Raw genomic sequence first — 21,654 nt, forward strand, 5'->3', positions numbered from 1 at the left:
GGTTTTTTTCATCTTACTGTAATAGAACTTCGCCACACTTGTTTCTGACTAATCTCGGTAGCCAGTTACACATTATATCTTTGAGGATTTGTGACGATACCATTATGGGCGCCAGCTAATAATAGCTTGCTCATTACTACAATTGTAAAGTGGAGATACCCCATGAAAAAACTACTTTTAGCTACAGCAATCGCAGCCCTATCTGTATCTGCAGCCAATGCAGCACCAACTCTATACGGTAAAGCTTTCTTAGCGGCTGACTATGAAAACGCTGAATTTGATGGCCCTGCTGGCAACATGTATGACGAAGATACAGTACAGATTAACTCTCATGCTTCACGCATTGGCCTTAAAGGTTCTGAAGCCATGACTGCTAACACTGATGTTATTTATCGTTTAGAGTACGGTACAAGCATCGATGGTGATAACGCTACTTTCAGTAACCGTGATACGTATCTTGGTGTTGTAAACAAGCAGTTCGGTGAGTTCCGTGTTGGTAAAAACCAATCAAGCCTAGCTCGTATTGACAACGTTGTTGTTAACCAAGGTTACTGGGATAACCTAGGCCAAACTGAAAACGAAAGTGAAGTTGTGAACGCTTTAAACATGGCGGATAGTAGCCGTATCAACAGTTCAGTTATTTGGACTGCACCAAAATATGATGGCCTACCATTACAATTGTCTGCAATGTATAGCTCTGATGATGCAAATGGTAATGACAATGCAGGCTTCGGTGTAGCAATGTTGTTTGATCAAGGTACTGGCTTCACTGCTGGTATTGCTTACGATAAAGACCAAAACATCGATGGTGAAATCATCCGTGGTACAGCGACTGTTGATCTAGGTAAGTACATGGCAGCTCCTGTTACTCTAGGCGCGCTATATCAAGTAGGCGACTATGATGGTCAAGATAAAGATGAGAAAGGTCTAGTTGTTAGCGCTCAGATGGGTCTAAATAACTTTGCTTATCCAGCAGCTGTATATGCACAGTACAACAAAACTGACAACTTGAATGGTTTTAACAATGCTGATTCAGACCAAATCGTTGTTGGTGGTAAATACATGTTTAAAGACAACATCATTGCTCATGCCTATGCTGGCGTAAACAATGCGGACAACGTGAATTACTCATACGCAGATGACTCTATAGCCTCTGTAAACGGTGATGCACGAGTAGTTGTAGTTGGTACTGGTCTAGAATACTTATTCTAGTAACAACTAGAATCTGATTTCATAGAAACTCATCCTTCGGGGTGAGTTTTTTGTTGTGTAGCGTTTTAATAATAGAAAAATGTTTGCTACCAACACGAAAATATAAGAGTTTCAGACAGTTTGCATTTTTGCCCTATATTTTATGGCGTATTTTTAGTAAAATCCTTCTTTACCAATTACCGACAGAGTACTATGACCAAGTTTATATTCGTGACCGGTGGGGTAGTGTCCTCACTAGGAAAAGGTATCACCGCAGCTTCTCTTGCAGCGGTCTTAGAAGCACGTGGCGTGACTGTCACGATGACCAAAATGGATCCGTATATTAACGTTGATCCAGGTACAATGAGCCCGTTTCAGCATGGTGAAGTATTCGTCACTGAAGATGGCGCAGAGACCGATCTAGATTTGGGTTATTACGAGCGCTTCTTGCGTCACTCAAAAATGAGTAAGAGTAATAACTTTACCAGCGGCCGTATTTATCAGAACGTTTTGAATAAAGAACGCCGTGGTGAATATCTCGGCGGTACTGTACAGGTTATTCCACATATTACTGATGAAATCAAAAACAAAATCCTTGCCAGTGGCGAAGGGTATGATATCGCTATTATCGAAATTGGCGGTACGGTTGGTGATATCGAATCACTTCCTTTTATGGAAGCCGTACGTCAGATGCAGGTAGAGCTTGGCCGTAATAGAGCCATGCTAATGCATCTTACTTTAGTACCGTATATTGCTAGTGCTGGTGAGACCAAAACCAAGCCAACGCAGCATTCAGTAAAAGAGCTGCGCTCTATTGGCTTACAGCCTGATATCTTAATCTGCCGCTCTGATCATCATATTTCACAAGACAACCGTCGTAAGATTGCGCTATTTACCAACGTTGAAGAGCGTGCAGTCATTATGTGTGAAGATGCACAGAGTATCTATCAGATACCGCGTACATTGCACGAGCAAGATCTTGATGATCTAATCTGTGAGCGTTTCGGTCTTGATGTGCCTGAAGCTGATTTGAGCGATTGGGACAAAGTGGTTGAAGCACAGTTGAATCCAGAAGGAACAGTTACTGTTGCGATGGTTGGCAAATATGTTGAGCTTCCAGATGCTTACAAGTCTATTAATGAAGCATTGCTACACGCAGGTATCACTCATAAAGTAGACGTGAAAATTGACTATATCGATGCTGAACGTCTAGAAGATGATGATACTTTGCTTGCGCAGCTAAACGATGCTGATGCTATCTTAGTGCCAGGCGGTTTCGGTGAGCGCGGTACGATGGGTAAAATAAAAGCCATCACTTATGCTCGTGAAAACAACGTTCCGTATTTAGGCATTTGTCTTGGTATGCAGCTGGCTGTGATTGAGTACGCACGTAACGTACTTAACATTAACGCGAACTCTTCTGAGTTTGATCGTAAGACGGCTGAGCCTATCATTGGTCTAATCACTGAATGGTTAGATGAGCGCGGCGAGCTACAGATTCGTAGTGATGATTCAGACCTTGGTGGCACGATGCGTCTAGGCGCACAGCAAGCAGAGCTGGTTTCTGGCAGTAAGCTAAGCCAAATTTACGGTGCGAGCAATATCACTGAGCGTCATCGCCATCGCTATGAGATGAACAACCGTTATATCGAGCCGTTAGAGCAAGCAGGTATGACCATCTCTGGTTATTCTGCCAAGCAGCATTTGGTAGAGTCGGTAGAGATCTCTGAGCATCCATGGTTTGTTGCTGTACAGTTCCATCCAGAGTTCACTAGCTCACCACGCGGTGGTCATCCACTGTTTAATAGCTTTGTAAAAGCCGCTAAGAACCATAGCGAAGCAAAATAGTTTTCATAATAGAGTAACTCTATATAATGTAGTGTAAATTAAAAGTATTTATTATAAAAAAGACTGATCTTCGGATTGGTCTTTTTTTTGTTTAATTCAGGCTGTTTGTTGTTATTAATCAGCAATCATCTTTACTAATGACGTCTAATTACGCTTGCATACTTTTTTTAATTGAGCTATCCGTTACAATAGACGATAGCAATATTCATAAAAAAATAAGAGGTAATGGCTTCATGGAAAACTTATTGACCGCACAATCACATATCACGCTCAACACTCCTAACAACGATACGATTAACATTGGTAACGACCAACCTTTTGTATTGTTCGGTGGTATGAATGTTTTAGAATCTAAAGAATTGGCATTTGAGATTGCTGAGCAGTATGTTGATATTTGCCAGCGCTTAGGTATCGGCTATGTTTTTAAAGCGAGCTTTGATAAAGCCAACCGCTCAAGTCTGCATTCGTATCGTGGGCCTGGTTTAGAGCAGGGTATCGATTGGCTAGGTCAGATCAAAGAAAAATTCCAAGTACCGATTATCACTGATGTGCATGAACCACATCAAGCAGCACCAGTCGCTGAAGTGGCTGATATTATTCAGCTACCTGCATTTTTGTCACGTCAGACAGATCTAGTACATGCGATGGCAAAAACAGATGCCATTATTAATATCAAAAAGGCGCAGTTTTTGGCCCCTCATGAGATGCGTCATATCGTCAATAAGTGCCTAGAAGGTGGTAATGATAAATTGATACTTTGTGAGCGTGGTAGTGCCTTTGGCTATAATAATTTGGTCGTGGATATGCTTGGTTTTGATACCATGAAGCAGATGGATATACCGGTATTCTTTGATGTGACGCATAGCTTACAACAGCCAGGTGCACGTAGTGATAGTGCTGGTGGACGCCGTGAGCAGATTACAACGCTTGCCCGTGCAGGTATGGCTACAGGGTTGGCAGGGTTATTTTTAGAAGCGCATCCAAACCCAGAAACTGCAAAATGTGACGGTCCATGTGCGCTGCGTATGAGCCAACTAGAGCCGTTCTTACGTCAGCTTAAGCAAATTGACGATTTGGTCAAAGGTTTTGAAGTATTGGATACTCATTGATACGGTACGTAATAAGAGGGCTATACAATGGCAATTCAGATGGCGCAAGTAAGCATCGAAAATATCGATGATGCAGAGGGCTTAGATAGCGTAATGACTGTGCTTAAGAATATCTCAGGCGTGACGGCTATTAATTTGGATCCTAAGCATAATGTCGCAACGGTAAGCTATGATGATACAGATACTAGTATCCATGCCTTGACGGCGGCGATTAGTATGGTGGACTATGTGACTCAGCCATTTCCGATTGATTCACCGCAGAACCCGCACCATAACGATTTATAATCACAAATAGCTATTGCTATAAATTTGTCGATGCGCTCTTTTACGTTTTTATTAATAAGTTGCTGTCTCGTTAGTAGCATCTCGTTAATAAAGCAACAACCAAAGTGTCTTGTTGTCGAGGATAATAGGGCTTATGCTTATTTAATGTAGCTTTGATAGTTGCTCTTACTTTGATAACTTAAAAAACATCAAAGTAAGCATTAACAGAATCACTATTAGAGTTGCTCATTACTAATAAAAATAAGGAGCCTAATATGGCAGATCAAACACGTATTATTAAAATTGACGGTATGACTTGTGGCGGTTGCGTGGCAAGCGTACATACGGCAACAGCCGATATTGATGGATTAGAGACTATTACTGTTGACCTCGCTGATAACCTAGCGACGATAACCTTTGACGATAGCAAAACCAGTGCAGAGGCCATTGCTACGGCTATTGATGATGCTGGATTTGAGGCAACAGTCGCTAATTCATAGATTGCATCATTTATTAAAAAACCAGCTATCATGTTATTACTAGCATGATAGCTGGTTTTTTAATGATTAACGATTATGAGCATTCAGTCTCAATACTTTGATAAATTGCTACTTTGTCTAAAATACTCATACTGAATACGATATTACCCAATTCCTTTATTTGAATTTTTTGCCTACCCACTGATATTTTATCGTGGTTCCTACGAATTTATAGGCACCATGACGAGTTTTATTTATGAACGATACCACCCGTACTACCAAAGATGAGTCTTATGATGTCGAAACTGATGTTGAGTCCAATACGCCACTGACACCGCAACGCGCGCATTTGCAATTGGCGATTGATGGCATGACTTGTCAGGCCTGCGCCTCAAGAATCGAGAAGGTGCTTAACAAAAAGCCTTCGGTGTACGAGGTAAGTGTGAGTTTTGCTGGCGAGACCGCCAATGTTGATTATGATCCAACCCAAACGACGCCTGAACAGTTGACAGAGTGGGTAAATAAAACAGGCTTTGTGGCCAATGTGCAGGCAGCCGATAGCTTATTTGCTCAGACTGACGAAGATACCACCACTCAATACCCATGGCGTTTGATCGGATTATGGGTTTGTTTGGTGCCATTTTTAGTGGGTATGGCAGGTATGTTGACGGGTTTTAGTATGGCGTGGATGCCGCCAGTCTGGGTGCAATTTATTTTAGCGACTGTAGTACAGTTTGGTTTAGCGCTACCGTTTTATAAGAGCGCATGGGCATCTATTAAAGGTGGCCTTGCCAATATGGACGTGCTGGTGGTCATCGGTACAGTGACGATATGGGCGTATTCGACTTATCTTTGGCTCACGCATGGCGATGATACTTTAAACAGTCTTTTGCAAAATGGGCATCTAGGCGGACACGGTGCTAGTAATAGCCCAGCCGTATATTTTGAAGCAGGGGTGATGGTCATTGCCTTTGTACGTACGGGTAAATATCTTGAGGAACGTACCAAGAAGCATAGCCTAAACAGTATTGATTTATTATTGTCATTGACGCCTGATGAAGTAGAGCAGCAACAGCCAAATGGTGAATTTCATCGTATTGCGTTGTCTGATGTGCAAGTGGATGACGTCCTACGTGCAAAACAAGGCAGCCGCGTCGCTACAGATGGTATCGTCATAGAAGGCAGCGGTTGGTGCGTGGAGAGTCATTTAACTGGCGAGTCGGTAGCCCTCAAAAAAGAGCAAGGCGATGGATTGCTGGCAGGTGCCTTGGTAGAGAATGGCAGTCTACTGTATCGTGTCAGTGCAAAGGGCAGTGATACGAAACTCGGCGATATGGTACAAGCGTTGAGTGATGCACAAGGCTCAAAAGCCAATCTAGCGCGTCTCGCGGATCGAGTAACGGCTATTTTTGTCCCTGTAGTGGTAACGATTGCGTTGGTTACTTTTGGGGTCACATGGTGGCTAACAGGTATGGTTGATACTGCTTTAATGCACGCAGTATCGGTATTGGTCATTGCTTGTCCTTGTGCACTTGGTTTGGCCACGCCAGCGGCAATTATGGCGGGTATGGGCGTTGCTGCGCGTCATGGTGTGTGGTTCAAGGATGCACAAAGCCTGGAGGCAGCAGGTAATATAGATACGGTAGTACTCGATAAAACAGGTACATTGACTATTGGTAAACCGACTATCGTCGATCATGTCATGGTGGACAAATCGCTTGCTGTTGATGACGTATTGCAGATTGCCGCCAGTGTCGAGGCGCATGCCAGTCATCCACTAGCAACCGCTCTGGTCAACACAGCCAAAGACCGTCAACTGCCTTTATTTAATGTGACCGATATCAGCGTGATAAAAGGTGCAGGTATACAAGCCAACATCGAAGGGCTTGGATTGATAAAAGTGGGTACGGCAGAGTTTGCTAATTTGACGCTGCCTAAGCTGATGCCAAAAGTATGGCAAATTGCCAGTACCGTTGCGATTAGTATCAATAATGAGCCACTAGGTGCGTTTGCCCTAGCCGATGACTTAAAAGCAGATACGCCGCAAGCAATCGCTGCACTACAAGATGCGGGTATCAATGTCATTTTGATGAGTGGTGATAAGCAGTCCGTCGTCGATCATGTAGCAGGGCAGTTGGGTATTGATAAGGCTTATGGCAAGATGAGCCCACGTGACAAGGCCTGCCAAATTGCACTATTGCAGACTGCTGGTCATAAGGTAGCGATGGCAGGAGACGGCGTCAACGATGCGCCAGCGATGGCCACTGCCGATGCCAGTTTTGCGATGTTTGAGGGGACTGATGTCGCTCAGCATAGTGCATCTGCACGTCTCATGGGTGAGTCGCTCATGCATATCGATGCGGCACAAAAAATCGCTCAAGCAACGCTACGCAATATTAAGCAAAATCTGTTTTTTGCCTTTATTTATAACTGTCTTGGTATTCCGCTTGCTGCGTTTGGGTTTTTAAATCCGATGATTGCTGCCGCTGCTATGGCGCTTAGCTCCATCTCAGTACTCATGAATGCACTACGATTGACACGGTTTAAGACAGAGATTGAGTTAGATAATACGGTATCCACCTCTCATACGGATAATAAGCGCATAGCGAAATAGTAGCTATCATATTTGCTTAGGTATTCTACAAATATAAAAGAGGCAATCATCGCATATATGTATCTCTAAGATTGTTTTTATGACGGCAAGTCGGTGTAAGATAAGGGAAGTTTGGTAAAATATATGCTATGATGCCAAGTACTATAGCCGACTATTAATATGCTTTATATCCCTCTAATTGCTAGGTAACGATAGCCACAAGATAGAAAGGTATAAAGGGTTTTTAGGACTACGCGCTATATGATATTTTGCTTTATCTTTTTTGTATGCTAGCTGCCGTTATTTATCTCACAAACTTGGCATGACCAAAGGAATTAACAGACATTATGTACGCTGAAGAAACCAACAACGTCACCGCAATTAAAGACATTCGCGCTCGTGAAATTTTAGACTCGCGCGGCAACCCAACTATCGAAGCTGATGTTATTTTAGCTGACGGTACCGTTGGCCGTGCTGCTGCTCCAAGTGGCGCATCAACAGGCTCACGTGAAGCGCTTGAGCTACGTGACGGCGACAAAACCCGCTTTATGGGTAAAGGCGTCAAAAAAGCCGTTTCTAATGTCAACAGTCAAATCCGCAGCGCCTTGATTGACAAAGATGTGACTGAGCAACAGGCCATTGATGATGCCATGATTGCACTAGATGGTACAGAAAACAAAGAAAGCTTGGGTGCTAATGCCATGCTAGCTGTGTCACTTGCTACGGCCAAAGCAGCAGCCAAATCACAGAATCTGCCATTACATCAATACATCGCTAATCTACGTAATCAAACGTCGTTGACCATGCCTGTACCGATGATGAACATCTTGAACGGTGGCGAGCACGCGGACAACACGGTTGATATCCAAGAGTTTATGATTGAGCCTGTAGGCTTCACAAGCTTCTCAGAAGCGCTACGTGCTGGTACAGAGATTTTCCATAGCTTAAAGTCTGTGTTGAAATCACAAGGTCTAAACACTGCCGTTGGTGATGAAGGTGGTTTTGCACCGAACTTACGTAGTAACGAAGAAGCCATCACGGTTATTATGCAGGCGATTGAACAAGTTGGCTACAAAGCTGGTGAAGATATCCACCTTGCGCTAGATTGTGCGGCTAGTGAATTTTACAAAAACGGTCAATACGTTTTGGCAGGCGAAGGTAATAAGGCCTTTGATAGCCAAGGTTTCTCAGACTATCTAGTTGGGCTGGCACGTCAGTATCCTATTATCTCTATCGAAGATGGTCTTGACGAGTCGGATTGGGATGGCTGGAAATATCTGACCGAGCAGATTGGTGATAAAGTCCAATTGGTTGGTGATGATTTGTTTGTAACCAATCCTGCGATCTTGCAAGAAGGTATTGATAAGCATATTGCCAATGCTATTTTGATTAAATTTAACCAAATTGGCACCTTGTCAGAAACGCTAGATGCGATTTATATGGCTAAGAAAAATGGCTATGCAACCATCATTTCACATCGTTCAGGTGAAACTGAAGACAGCACCATTGCAGATTTGGCAGTTGGTACCGCTGCTGGCCAGATCAAAACTGGCTCACTATGCCGTTCAGACCGCGTAGCGAAGTACAACCAATTGCTACGTATCGAGCAGCAAGTACGTGCAAGCTATCGTGGCCGTGAAGAGTTTATCGGTCTACGTGGCTAAGAGTCTGACTGGCTTTTTAGCGTAATATACGTTGAAAAGCCTAGACTCATTAGCTGAAGTCAATATTTGGGCGATATATAATCATTTGTATATCGCCTAATCAGCTTAAATTTTACTATCCTCTTTTATACCGTTTGGCGTTATCACCTTATGAAATATTTTAGCCAATTTATACTACTTGCTTTAGCCGTTGCAGTGCTTTTAGGATTGCAATATCAGTATTGGTTGGGTGAAAATGGCCGTTTTGAACACAATAAGTTGACAGCTCAAATTGAAGAGCAACAACGTTTGAATGACAATCAAGTTGCAGCAAACAACTTACTACGCACCGATGTCCAAGATTTAAAAACGGGACTTGAGGCCGTAGAAGAGCATGCTCGCTTAGATTTAGGTTTAATCAAACCAAATGAGACTTTTGTCCAAGTATCCACCGCACCCACCACGCACAGCAACTATTAGCTTTATAAGTACACTAGCTTTCACGAATACACTAATTTTTACGACATGAATTAATCTTCATGATGCAGCATCATAATGTTGTTATCTGACACCATTCATTACACTTAACACCTGCTTTATTCCTCTTTACATATACTGTCATGGGCTCAAACCATGAGTACACTACTATGAATACAACCCCTAATATACATGCCATGATCGTCGCAGCTGGTCGCGGTAGCCGTTTTGGTGCGTCTATTGCCAAGCAATATACAATGCTAGAAGGTCAGACGCTGTTGCAGCATAGCGTGGCACGACTTACTTGTAGCGATTACATCGATAATTGTCTATTGGTCATATCAGCCGATGACAGCACGGCTCAACAGTTAGAGTTTGCACTTCCTGTACGCTATGCAGTCGGCGGAGCAGAGCGTTGGCAGTCAGTACAAGCAGGCGTTGAAGCGATTAGTCAGACAGGTGCTGATGATTCAGATTTGGTGCTTATCCATGATGCAGCACGTCCCGCTGTACCGAATGTAGATATCGATCAAGTGATTGAAGCAGCGATGCTGGAGCCTTACGGCGCTATTCTAGCGACACCAGTGGCTGATACGTTAAAAGCTTCCTATCAGCTAGCTACCTCCGCAGAAGAGAGTCGTCCACATTCTTATACCAAATCTACTATTGATCGTAGCAACATGTGGCAAGCACAAACCCCGCAAGTATTTCGCTTAGGTCAATTAAAAAAAGTCCTAAAATATGTGTTTGAGCATCAGCTAAGCATTACAGATGAAGCCAGTGCTTTTGAACAACTAGATTTACCAATACGCTTAGTCTCTGGTAGTCGCCAGAATATAAAACTGACCTATCCTGATGATGCGGTACTGTTAACAGCGATTATGGCGCTTCAGTCTTAATTTCAACTCTGCTTCTGCTAACGAGCATCAGTTTTACTCCTTTTATATTTAATGGTGGCCATGATAAGAATTATGGCTTCAGTAATCACTATATCCTCGTTAAAATTTTCTGTACTATTTCAAAAAATAATGAATCCAGAAGTCAACTATCACTAAAGCTTGTACTAAGAATATATATAATCTACTTTAGAATATAATATGGTTATTACATATGTTTTTTGTGTTTGAGCAGGCCTATATCCAGTAATAGGTTGCTTTAATGACCAAACTAACCTATGATGTAACTAACTTAATACAATTAATATAAAAACTTATAAAATCAATAATATATCAGACCGATTCATTACGCTTAGTTATGTTGTCTCTATATTTTTTCTGAAGTTAGTATGATTGTTTTAGCGACATTTACCTGATAATAGGGAGAAGCTGATTGTCAACAATCAACGATTCAACAAATCCAGTAACGACAGATCTCTGCCAGCTTGTATATATAAGCCGGATTACCTCTACTGGTCTTTCAAGTCCTAGCACGCTTAATGATATCTCAGAGACCGCGGTTGAACGCAATCAAATAGATAATGTCACGGGTATTCTTTGCTATGGCAATGGCTACTTTTTACAGTGTGTCGAGGGATCAGAGCAGGCACTAACCAATCTAAAAAATCGTTTGTTGGTAGATGATCGACATAAAGAGTTAAAGATTTTAGATTTTTCTGAAATTACCAAACGTCGTTTTGCCGGTTGGTCGTTACGTTCAATTACCCTTGAGCGTTGGATGACTAAAGAGCCTGAGCTTAAAAAGTTAATGCCATTTAAGCCGTATGAGTGGGATTCTAAGGAGTGGCAGAAGTTCTTGGACGTGTTGCAAGGCTACTATGAAGAGCAAACGAGAACAGGTAACGTTGATACGCCTCCTGTCAAATATAGTACGCTAGGGGTCACTTTAAGTAAGGTTGTAGGGCAGCATCAGGCGTTCTTTTTAATCCAGACAATATTAGGATTGATGATAGTGGCTACGTTGCTATGGTTACTGCTGTAATCGACAGATATGAATAAAGTAGTCTATTAAGCAAAGCTATATTTATAATTAATAAGACAACCAAATAGAAAAAGCCAGCATTCAATTGATGCTGGCTTTTTTATTTAAAAGAATAAGTTGGCTCTTAATGAGAGACATAAAAAAACCCAGTTCATAATAAATTATGAACTGGGTTTTGGTGGTACGCTTGTTAGTCTGATCTAATGCTAAGCAAAAGTGCTAACAAGTGACGCCAAATAGTGGCGTCCCCAGGGGGATTCGAACCCCCGTTACCGCCGTGAAAGGGCGGTGTCCTAGGCCTCTAGACGATGGGGACTAGTAACAACACTTCAACTGCTTTCACCATTTATGCTGAAGTGGTGCGTATTTTAATAGCGTCGGCGCTTCCTGTCAAGCCTTTTTCTACGTCTTTTTAAAATTAAATATCTTTTTTTAATTGCGCGACGTGGATGCAGGTCATTTCGCTTTAAATGATAGCGAATCCATAAAGAAGTACAGGCACTAATCGTCAATGCGAGTAGCATATAGCCGAGAATGGTGCCCCATAACTTGAGCTGTGGATCCATAATAAAGTCCCTCCTATTAATCTTGATAATGCTTACTATCAAGACAGTGTGAGCAACTTAAACCATCTATAGGATATAATTACATCGCTTAAGAGTGATATTTTATCATCAGACAGTTATTCATATCCAATAGAATAACTATGTCTGTAATCATGAAAATAGTTCCGTCTATATATTATGATATCAATCATATCCCTATTGATTGCCAAATCAAGATGTTAAAGTCATCAAGTATTACAAATAGCACTATTATGTATGATTGGCAATATAGGATATGTGATTTATTGACTGTCGCTATCAGCTGACTCTTCTTTCGCCTTTTCATCATGCAGCGCATTGGCCAACATAGGGTAGTTATTTAGTATATGACAGAATAGTTCAGCAGTCTTTTGAGTGTCATACAAAGCTGAGTGAGCATTCTTGCCATCAAACTCCAATCCTGCTGCTTTACAAGCGCGTGCTAGGACGGTTTGACCAAAGGCTAATGCTGATAAGGTTACGGTATCGAATACTGAAAAGTTATGAAATGGATTGTGGTTTTTACTATTGGTTCGTAGCACGGCTGCATTCAGAAAAGCCAAGTCAAAATGGGCATTGTGCCCAATTAAGACACATTGACGACATTCTTCGTCACGGCGTACGTCTTTTAACCCTTTAAAAATGCGGCGCAATGCTGTCTTTTCATCTTCTGCAATGGCTTTACGCATTGGGTTTTTAGGGTCAATGCCGGTAAAGGCAAGCGCACTTGGCTCTAAGTTTGCGCCTTCAAAAGGCTCAATATGAGCGTTGAAAGCTTCACCTGGATAAAATACACCTTGCTCATTCAGTAAGACAGGAATGCAGGCAATTTCTAACAGGGCATCGGTCTGGGCGTTGAAGCCTGCTGTTTCCACGTCGACAACGACAGGCAAGAACTTGCGAAAGCGGTCTTTTAAGGGCATAGGCGCTTGCTCATCTGTCACTGAAGCTGCATCTTCAGCGGAAGTGCTTAGAGTAGCATCAGAACTAGCAGATCTAGGGTTTGATAAGTCTTCGTCAGGCAAGGTCGCTATGTTTTGATTGGTCATATAAAGTTAAATCACTTTTATCAGTCGTACTAATATATTGAATAAGAAATAAGCATCCTATGATACTAACTGCACCTTTAGTACAAATAAATCTACTACAAAGGTATCATTAATATCATAGGATAAAATAATAGGTCGCTTTTTAATGCTCAGCTTTGCGGGTATTAAGCCTTAATTGACCAAGGTAGCGTCTCACCTGCCATCAAGGGCGTCAATGATGCACCATCAAAATAAGGATAGTCAGTCGGTACTTGCATAGGCGTGTTGACAAGCGTGATCGTGCTTTCATTTAGAGGTAAGCCGTAGAACTGAGCACCAAAACGACTGGCAAAGCCTTCCAGCTTATCTATTTTTCCAACACTATCAAAGGCAGTCGCATACAAAGGCAGCGCCGTGGCTGCACTATAGCAACCGGCACAGCCACAAGCGGCTTCTTTTTTGTCTGTCGCATGTGGCGCAGAGTCAGTACCTAAAAAGAACTTTGGATTACCACTAGTAGCTACATCTAATAGCACTTTTTGGTGGCTCTCACGCTTCAAAATAGGTAGGCAATAAAAATGTGGTTTGATGCCACCAACTAATAAATGATTGCGGTTAAACATCAAATGCTGCGGTGTGATAGTGGCAGCAACATGGTTGCCTTGTGACAATACAAAGTCTGCTGCATCGCTGGTAGTGATGTGCTCTACTACTATTTTCAATGTAGGGAATTTCACGATAATTTGTGCCAACACTTCATCTAAGAAACGCTTTTCGCGATCAAAGATATCTATATGGTCTTGAGTAACTTCACCATGTATCAGTAGTGGCAAGTTGTGCTTTTCTAATGCTTCAAACACATCGACGCAGGCATTAATATTGGTGACGCCATCTGCGGAGTTGGTAGTCGCTCCAGCAGGGTAGAGTTTGACAGCTTGTACGATACCTGACTGCGCTGCCAACTCGATATCTTGGGCAGTGGTGTTATCCGTTAAATATAGAGTCATACGCGGATCAAAAGCTGACTTGCGCTCAAGACTTAAATCACTTGCTGCTAATTGCTCCATGATACGTGCGCGGTAAGCAATAGCATCCTGCGCATTTTTGACTGGAGGCACAAGGTTTGGCATACAGATGACACGGTTGAAGCTGCTTGCTGCATGAGGTACGGTCGTGCTCAAAGCGAGATCGTCACGCAAATGAATATGCCAGTCATCTGGCTGAAGGATGGTCAATTCTCTAATCGAATCAGTCATAGTGTCAAAGCGCTCTATATCGTCAAATAAAGGAAACAAAAGGGAGTGATATTGTGGGACTATCATAACAGATTTGCCCACTTGACTAAATATAAGGCTAGATATCTGTACATAATTCATTGAGCTAAGATTAATATCTTGTCGTTAAATGATGTTTAAATGCTGGTGGCAAAAATGAGGTTGATTAGAATTTAAGTCAAAAGCGCATGCCTTATGGCAGTTAGACTTTTGCCCATAGTAAATATGATGTACACTGAGCAGGTAATTATCGTTCGACTTGCTTTCGATTTGATCGTCGCCTTTTCTAAAACTATATTTCATAATAGGAGTTCTTCATGGCTCAACTTGATCCAAAAAATATCAATAAAATCGTCTTGGCTTATTCAGGTGGTCTTGATACCTCAATCATCGCTAAATGGCTACAAGAAACTTATGATGCGGAAGTAATCACCTTTACCGCTGATATCGGTCAAGGCGAAGAAGTTGAGCCAGCACGAGCCAAAGCTCAAGCAATGGGTATCAAGCATATCCATATCGAAGATTTGCGCGAAGAGTTCGCTCGTGATTATGTATTCCCTATGTTCCGTGCTAATGCCATTTACGAAGGTGAGTACTTATTAGGTACGTCTATTGCTCGTCCATTGATTGCCAAGCGTTTGGTTGAGATTGCTAAAGAGCATAATGCCGATGCTATCAGCCATGGTGCGACTGGTAAAGGCAATGATCAAGTTCGTTTTGAGCTAGGTGCGGTCGCTTTGTCACCAGACGTAGTAACCATTGCTCCTTGGCGCGAGTGGGATCTATCAAGCCGCGAAAGCTTGATGAAATATGCTGAAGAGCATGATATCGCAATTGATTATGCGGGCAATAAGAAAAAATCTCCTTACTCAATGGATGCTAACTTATTACACATCTCTTATGAAGGCGGTGTCCTAGAAGAACCATATACTGAAGCAGAAGATGACATGTGGCGCTGGTCTGTTAGCCCAGAAGAAGCACCTGATGAAGCGCAATATCTAGAACTAGAATACGAAAAAGGCGACATCGTTGCTATCGATGGCGAAGCGCTTAAGCCTTATGAAGTCATGATTAAGCTGAACGAAATCGGTGGCAAACACGGTATCGGCCGTTTAGATATCGTTGAAAACCGTTACGTCGGCATGAAATCACGTGGTTGCTACGAGACGCCAGCGGGTACTATTATGCTAAAAGCGCATCGCGGTATTGAGTCGTTAACGCTTGATCGTGAAGCTGCCCATCTAAAAGATGAGCTAATGCCACGCTACGCAAAAATCATCTACAATGGCTATTGGTTCAGCCCTGAGCGTATGATGCTACAAGCATTGATTGACAAATCACAAGAGTATGTCAACGGTACCGTACGTGTAAAACTGTATAAAGGTAGCGTGAGCGTTGTTGGTCGTAAATCTGACGATTCATTATTTGATGAGAAAATTGCCACTTTCGAAGATGATGCGGGCGCTTATGATCAAAAAGACGCAGAAGGCTTTATCCGTCTAAATGGTCTACGTTTAGCTATCGAAGCTAGCCGTGGTCGCGATTTATCTAAGTAATTTTTTAGGCTACTGATAGCCAATTCATAACTTAGCTCGCACAACAAAAAAGAGACTCTATGTTGATAGGGTCTCTTTTTTTATGGTTAGTAAATGATTGCTAAAATGGTTGCTTTGAGGATAGCTGTCTTAATAGTAAAGCTTTTTATTCAGCTTTTTCTGTCTTTGCAATGTCAGGTTCATCTTCATCTACCATGACGATGGCTACATCTTGCTGTTGGCGCTCATCAATGGCATCTTGTTCTAATACTTCTTCAGTTGCCAGAATCGCACCGTCAGACTTTTGCGATTGGTATTTCAAGGTAGCGAGTGCACCAAGGACACCAACGACAAGTATGATGATAAGAATGACAGGATTTTTCCATAGCGGTGTGGAAGCCTCATATTCGATAGGCTTTTCACTAGTGGTGGTTGGCGTATTGTCGTTATTGCCGCCGATTAGTCCCAAACTTACTAAAGGCGGTTTAGGTGGATTGGCTGGTTCAGAGTTAACGCGTAGTCGATTTCGACTGAGATAGATATCTGAGATTTTGGCTAATTGTAGCAGCCAGCGTTGATGTGGTAAGGCAACGGCATGCATCTCGGTAAATACTAGCATATCGTTGTGACGACCTTGCTGTAGATTGTCTGGTGAGCGTCCAATGGCTTTTAGGTAATTGCCTGTCGCCATTTGCATGTCTTGCACAGGTTCATAGTTTTCGGGTTTGAATCCAGACAGTTCATACCAGTAAGGATCAAAAGAAGGTGGAGTGCTTGATAACTGCTCAGCATTTAATAACGTACGTTCCGCATTACTATCTGAGTTGTTCTCTATCGCTTCAACAGCCTCAGTAGTTGTTTCGAGCAGGTCACTATTGCTTTCTGTCTCAGCAGATGAGGTATGCGTATGCTCTGGGCTAAATCGGGCCGCTGATAAAAACTGTGGTTGTAGTGCAAACCATTTATTGATCTCATCACTGTCTAGTTGACTGTATTCTGTCAGGATAGCCAATTCACGCAGCACAATCACGCACAAGGAGGTGAGTAGAGTTTGAGTCTGTTGCATCGTTGCATCAATCTTCTCAGCGATATGCTCGCTTGCCTTTATGACACGGGCGTTGTCACTAAATACGGCATCTGCTGCATCGTGACGATGGTAGAGTGTGGCGCTAATAGTTGCAAAGTTCATTGAATTATACTGTCGTAACTCTTTGACAGCACCACGACCAAACAGCTTTTTGCTGACTGCTTGTCCCTGATGACGCTGCTGATAGGCGAGAAGCGCACTTACGATGGCTTGTAGACTGGCATCCATCCCTAAGCGAGCTTGCGGTAGAGAGAGCTGTGCCGCATCGGCCAAAAGTGACAGCATAGGCTGGGTATCATGATATAAAAAATCATACATCGACACACGTGTCGGTGAAATAGTCGTCATAATCTGCTAGCATCAAAAAGTGTGCCCCTATATTACGGTGCCAAATGTCTTGATACAATCCCTTGATAATAGAAATTTTCAATCATTTTACTAATAACCTTAATAGTAATCTGATGAATGACTAATAGTTGGAAGCATTTATGACCAATAATAAGACGCTTGATAAACAACTCGTGATTAATATCGCTGAGCAAACATTAACGATGTACCAGCAGCAGACTGAGGTTGCGAGATACGTAGTCTCCACTGCAAAGAATGGAATTGGTAGTCAGCAGGATAGTGGTTGCACGCCGCTCGGTAGGCATGTCATTGAACAAAAAATAGGTAGTAGTGAGCCTATGAATGCGGTATTTGTCGGGCGTGTGCCGACAGGTGAGATATACGATGCAAATCTTGGTGAGCTACATCCTAAGCGTGACTGGATATTGAGCCGTATTCTTTGGTTAAGCGGTCTTGAAGAAGGGTTAAACAAAGGTAGTAATGGCCAAGGTGGTTGCGATACTTATGAGCGCTATATCTATATTCACGGTACACCAGATACTGAACCAATGAGTATTCCGCTATCACATGGCTGTATCCGTATGCGTAATAAAGATATTGTAGAATTATTTGAGCAAGTAGAAGAGGGTATGCCCGTTACGATTGTGGCTAATTAGGACATGTTGCACATTTAGCCATGGCGCTGACAGAAACTATTTAAATACAATAAAAAAAGACAGTCTGTTATATAACAAGCTGTCTTTTTTATGGAGTGGTTTTACTTTATGAAAGCAGTATCCGTCATAAAAATAATATTACTACTTCTACCAAAACGTTGAGCTATCTGCAAATTTTGCTAAACGTGCATCAATATGACTCTGGTCATCAGTCAGTATGGCCGTAAACCAACCCGCACCATATAAAGCATTAGTATCTGTTGTTGATTTTAATTCATAGAACTGCTGATATTGATTATCATCGTTCAGTTGTTCTAACGCTTTTTGCGCTTTTATCAGCCGTTTTAGCCAACGTTTGGTTTTCTTTTTAGCTTTTTTCTTACTTAGTAAAGGTGCGGTGAACTCACTGATGTAACGCAAATCTCTTAACTGATTAAGCAGCTCGCTTTCAGGTTGGTTATTATCAGCAATGTCTGTGTTTACATCTAGATCTACGTCTACGTTATTGCTCACAAGCTTAGCAACATTTACTTCGTCACTTACTTCGTCAGCTTGTTTATTGGTTTTAAAACATTTTTTATATTGTTTAGAAAGGACTTTCGTTAGCTTATCGTGGGCAAGCTGATCAGTCTGAGGTTCAATGCTTGAGTCGCTCATAGTAAAGGCAATCAGCTCTAGCAAGGTTATCTGAAAGTCATTGGCTTGCAGCGTATTGATGGGCGTGATTTTGATACTTTCAATATCTGTTGTCCAGTCAACGGCAGGCGCGCCACATGCTTGTAGCTCAGGTTCGATCTGTGCATTGATATAAGCAAGTTGATAGTAATCGCTAAGCAAGGTTGCAGTTTGCTTTAGTATCGGCAGCCATTCAGGGTTAATCTCATCAGAGAAGTCAGCAAATGCTTTCAACGCAGTACGCAAGCGATCAATACCAATCCGCAATTGTAAAATATGATCGTCATCTATACTGCCAGCGACGATAGCACTGCTATTTGGTAATATTTGCAATAAGCAATTGTGTACGACCGCACGTATAAAGGCTGGTGCACTACTGTCTTTGTCTATTTGCAATTGACTTAGGTTTGCGTTGACCGCTGAACTGTGTTTTTGTCCATTAATAAGTAAGCCACCGTTCTCAGCTTTGGTCACGGTAGATAGACACAGCTTATAGCGCTTGCACCATGTTTTGGCAGTCGTAAATAGAAAATCTAAATCTCCTGACACCAGTTCAAACTCTATCTCTTGAATGGCTTTGCGTAGCGAGTCATCAGTACCATGAATAATCTCTCCTTGATCGTAAGCCATTTCGATACAGTTATCGGTTTCATCCTCATTACTTTCTGTTAGCAACCGCATAGTGCGCTCGACGTCAGTAACATAAAGTCGTGTCAGGTTTTTCGCTAACTTTTTGAGTTTAAAGTCAGCCAATGCCTCAGCGATTGGAGTGTCTGCATATATTGTCAAATCAGGCATCATCTCATTATTATCGAGCATCGCTTGTACTTGCTCATTATCGAGTACGGCATTGTGCTCCAAGCGTGCCGCGATACCATCACCACCAGCTTTAATGGTTTGTACCCATGTATCGCCTTCTTTGCGAATACGCAGACCGATACCTGCCTGTGCAAGCTGTTGGTCAGGCGTATCGTAATAATGTGCAGCCAGTTGCATCACTTGTGAGGATTTAACGTGCGTTTGACGCATTAAACCCTTTAGCCGTGACTCTAGTACCAAAAACTTCAGCTCTATCTCTTGCATATTAGCTCCTAATAATTCTGACTAATGGCTCTGATCGATGGTTTTGATAAACCATTATTAGTCTACCATTCTCTGATTATTTAAACCGCAATAAAAAACCGCCCTACATGATGTAGGGCGGTTTTTTGATAAATACTGCTAGTCTGTCGGTTATTAGAACTGGTTCATCGTGTTCTTGCCGCCGCCAGCTTTCAGAGCGTTATCGCCTGAGAAGATTTCTTTGTGGTCATCGCCAAGGTCAGAACCAGCCATTGCTTGGTGCTTAACACAAGAGATGCCTTCGCGGATTTCTTTACGCTGTACGCCAGCTGCATAAGCAAGCATACCTTCTTCACCGAAGTAGCCTTTAGCAAGTTCATGAACGCTAAGAGCAGTTGTGTGGTAAGTCGGTAGCGTGATTAAGTGATGGAATACACCAGCTTCACGTGACGCATCACGTTGGAAGTTCTTAGCGGCTACGTCAGCTGCTGCATCAAGCTCAGTACCGTCATAATCAGCACTCATCAAGTCATCTTTATTGTATGCAGAGATGTCTTTGCCTTCTTCTTCCCACTGAGCGATAACTTGCTTACGGAAGTTAAGCGTCCAGTTGAATGATGGGCTGTTGTTGTATACAAGCTTGGCTTTAGGCTGTTGCTCTTTGATACGGTCAACCATCATTTTGATGTGCTCTACGTCTGGAGTCGGTGTTTCGATCCATAGTAGGTCAGCGCCGTTTTCTAGAGCCGTTACACAGTCAAGTACAACACGGTCAATGTTAGTCTCTTCACGGAACTGATATAGACCGTTAGGTAGACGAACTGGGCGTACTAGTTTGCCGTTGTGCTTAAGTAGGCTGTCATTTTCTTGAGCATTTTCTAGCGTTACTTCTTCCATTTCGATGAAATCGATGTATTTAGAAGCAAGGTCACCTGGCTCATTTGATACTGGAATTTTTTGTGTTAGTGATGCGCCTTCAGAGTCAGTACGAGCAACGATAACGCCGTCTTCAACACCAAGCTCTAGGAATGCATAACGGATAGCGTTTAGCTTAGAGATGAAGTCTTCATGCGGTACAGTTACTTTACCAGCCTGGTGACCACATTGCTTAGCATCAGAAACTTGGTTTTCAACCTGAATGGCACAAGCACCAGCTTCGATCATTTGCTTAGTCAATAGGTAAGTGGCTTCTTCGTTACCGAAACCTGCATCGATATCAGCGATGATTGGCACAACATGTGAATCAAAGTTTTCGATTTTTTCTAGGATAGCTGAAGTGTCTTGGCCAGCTTCTTCAGCAGCGTTTAGCTCACGGAAGTAGTCGTTCAACACTTTAGCATCTGCTTGACGTAAGAAGGTGTAGATTTCTTCGATTAGCTTAGGTACTGACGTTTTTTCATGCATAGATTGGTCAGGTAGTGGACCAAACTCAGAGCGTAGGGCAGCTACCATCCAACCTGAAAGGTAGATGTAAGTTTTAGAAGTTGTACCGAAATATTTTTTCTTAGCGTACATAGTTTGCTGTGCAACAAAACCATGCCATGCACCTAAAGACTGCGTGTACTGAGACGTATCATTGTCATAATCTTCCATGTCTTGACGCATGATTTTTGCAGTATATTTTGCGATATCCAAACCCGTCTTGAAACGGTTTTGTGACATCATACGTGCAGCATCAACTTCGCTAATGTTCTGCCAGTTGCCGTGCTTTTGCTTTAATTCACGTACTAAGTCGATCGCTGATTTATATGCAGTTGACATCTATAGTCTCCTTGGTGGGGTGTAAAAACAAATAAGTTAATTGTTAAAATAATGGGTCTGTCGCTCTACTAAAATCTTTGTACTAAAAAGTAATATTCAAAA

The 21,654-nt window shown here is 42.3% G+C and carries 18 protein-coding genes and 1 tRNA gene; 12 read left to right on the forward strand and 7 right to left on the reverse strand.

The window, feature by feature from the left end; all coding sequences use genetic code 11:
- Nucleotides 1-162: 162 nt before the first annotated feature.
- The 10 genes from ABFV72_RS07445 (at nt 163) to ABFV72_RS07490 (ending at nt 11,542) form a co-directional block, all read left to right on the forward strand.
- Nucleotides 163-1,212 carry a porin gene (locus tag ABFV72_RS07445; RefSeq protein WP_347163012.1) on the forward strand — a complete coding sequence of 350 codons (1,050 nt, stop codon included), beginning with the start codon at nt 163-165 and terminating at the stop codon, nt 1,210-1,212.
- Nucleotides 1,213-1,404: 192 nt separating this feature from the next.
- The gene (locus ABFV72_RS07450) at nt 1,405-3,039 is read left to right on the forward strand and encodes a CTP synthase (protein ID WP_201568858.1); all 1,635 of its coding nucleotides are present in this window, start codon (nt 1,405-1,407) and stop codon (nt 3,037-3,039) included.
- Between the two features lie 233 nt (nt 3,040-3,272).
- Nucleotides 3,273-4,148, forward strand: coding sequence for a 3-deoxy-8-phosphooctulonate synthase (gene kdsA, locus ABFV72_RS07455; protein ID WP_165598098.1), 876 nt, complete (start codon nt 3,273-3,275; stop codon nt 4,146-4,148).
- 27 nt (nt 4,149-4,175) lie between these two features.
- The gene (locus ABFV72_RS07460; protein WP_341610138.1) at nt 4,176-4,433 is read left to right on the forward strand and encodes a heavy-metal-associated domain-containing protein; all 258 of its coding nucleotides are present in this window, start codon (nt 4,176-4,178) and stop codon (nt 4,431-4,433) included.
- A gap of 254 nt (nt 4,434-4,687) precedes the next feature.
- Nucleotides 4,688-4,912, forward strand: a complete 225-nt coding sequence (locus ABFV72_RS07465; RefSeq protein ID WP_347163013.1) for a heavy-metal-associated domain-containing protein — start codon at nt 4,688-4,690, stop codon at nt 4,910-4,912.
- 235 nt (nt 4,913-5,147) lie between these two features.
- Nucleotides 5,148-7,505 carry a heavy metal translocating P-type ATPase gene (locus ABFV72_RS07470; protein WP_347163014.1) on the forward strand — a complete coding sequence of 786 codons (2,358 nt, stop codon included), beginning with the start codon at nt 5,148-5,150 and terminating at the stop codon, nt 7,503-7,505.
- 326 nt (nt 7,506-7,831) lie between these two features.
- On the forward strand, nt 7,832-9,148 hold the full coding sequence (eno, locus tag ABFV72_RS07475; protein ID WP_057761174.1) for a phosphopyruvate hydratase: 1,317 nt from the start codon (nt 7,832-7,834) through the stop codon (nt 9,146-9,148).
- Between the two features lie 150 nt (nt 9,149-9,298).
- On the forward strand, nt 9,299-9,607 hold the full coding sequence (locus tag ABFV72_RS07480; RefSeq protein ID WP_057761172.1) for an FtsB family cell division protein: 309 nt from the start codon (nt 9,299-9,301) through the stop codon (nt 9,605-9,607).
- A 167-nt stretch (nt 9,608-9,774) separates the two neighbouring features.
- Nucleotides 9,775-10,503: a 2-C-methyl-D-erythritol 4-phosphate cytidylyltransferase gene (ispD, locus tag ABFV72_RS07485; RefSeq protein ID WP_347163015.1), complete on the forward strand. Its 729-nt coding sequence runs from the start codon at nt 9,775-9,777 to the stop codon at nt 10,501-10,503.
- 430 nt (nt 10,504-10,933) lie between these two features.
- Nucleotides 10,934-11,542, forward strand: a complete 609-nt coding sequence (locus ABFV72_RS07490; RefSeq protein WP_347163016.1) for a BLUF domain-containing protein — start codon at nt 10,934-10,936, stop codon at nt 11,540-11,542.
- A gap of 240 nt (nt 11,543-11,782) precedes the next feature.
- On the opposite strand, the gene ABFV72_RS07495 is transcribed toward ABFV72_RS07490, so the two are convergent.
- The 4 genes from ABFV72_RS07495 to pyrC all read right to left on the reverse strand — a co-directional run bounded on the left by ABFV72_RS07495 (nt 11,783) and on the right by pyrC (nt 14,410).
- A tRNA-Glu gene (locus tag ABFV72_RS07495) sits at nt 11,783-11,858 on the reverse strand.
- Nucleotides 11,859-11,910: 52 nt separating this feature from the next.
- Entirely contained in the window at nt 11,911-12,108 is a 198-nt protein-coding gene (locus tag ABFV72_RS07500; protein ID WP_134292217.1) for a hypothetical protein, read from the reverse strand.
- A gap of 281 nt (nt 12,109-12,389) precedes the next feature.
- A complete protein-coding gene (gene rnt, locus ABFV72_RS07505) occupies nt 12,390-13,049 on the reverse strand; it encodes a ribonuclease T (protein ID WP_347163067.1) in 660 nt (219 codons plus the stop codon).
- 290 nt (nt 13,050-13,339) lie between these two features.
- Nucleotides 13,340-14,410 (reverse strand): dihydroorotase, encoded by a 1,071-nt coding sequence (pyrC, locus tag ABFV72_RS07510; protein ID WP_347163017.1) that lies wholly within the window; start codon nt 14,408-14,410, stop codon nt 13,340-13,342.
- A gap of 335 nt (nt 14,411-14,745) precedes the next feature.
- Here pyrC and ABFV72_RS07515 point away from each other — a divergent pair, with 335 nt between their 5' ends.
- The gene (locus ABFV72_RS07515) at nt 14,746-15,984 is read left to right on the forward strand and encodes an argininosuccinate synthase (protein WP_057761167.1); all 1,239 of its coding nucleotides are present in this window, start codon (nt 14,746-14,748) and stop codon (nt 15,982-15,984) included.
- Nucleotides 15,985-16,129: 145 nt separating this feature from the next.
- Here ABFV72_RS07515 and ABFV72_RS07520 read toward each other — a convergent pair whose 3' ends face one another.
- A complete protein-coding gene (locus ABFV72_RS07520) occupies nt 16,130-17,398 on the reverse strand; it encodes a hypothetical protein (protein ID WP_347163018.1) in 1,269 nt (422 codons plus the stop codon).
- A 140-nt stretch (nt 17,399-17,538) separates the two neighbouring features.
- On the opposite strand from ABFV72_RS07520, the gene ABFV72_RS07525 reads away from it, so the two are divergent.
- Complete coding sequence (locus ABFV72_RS07525; protein WP_347163019.1) at nt 17,539-18,054, forward strand: L,D-transpeptidase; 516 nt, start codon at nt 17,539-17,541, stop codon at nt 18,052-18,054.
- Between the two features lie 147 nt (nt 18,055-18,201).
- Here ABFV72_RS07525 and ABFV72_RS07530 read toward each other — a convergent pair whose 3' ends face one another.
- Both ABFV72_RS07530 and ABFV72_RS07535 read right to left on the reverse strand, forming a co-directional pair.
- The gene (locus ABFV72_RS07530; protein WP_347163020.1) at nt 18,202-19,812 is read right to left on the reverse strand and encodes a CYTH and CHAD domain-containing protein; all 1,611 of its coding nucleotides are present in this window, start codon (nt 19,810-19,812) and stop codon (nt 18,202-18,204) included.
- Nucleotides 19,813-19,965: 153 nt separating this feature from the next.
- Nucleotides 19,966-21,552 carry an isocitrate lyase gene (locus ABFV72_RS07535; RefSeq protein WP_101206309.1) on the reverse strand — a complete coding sequence of 529 codons (1,587 nt, stop codon included), beginning with the start codon at nt 21,550-21,552 and terminating at the stop codon, nt 19,966-19,968.
- Nucleotides 21,553-21,654 lie beyond the last annotated feature (102 nt).

It is taken from the genome of Psychrobacter proteolyticus, from assembly GCF_039762275.1.
Classification (GTDB): domain Bacteria; phylum Pseudomonadota; class Gammaproteobacteria; order Pseudomonadales; family Moraxellaceae; genus Psychrobacter; species Psychrobacter proteolyticus_C.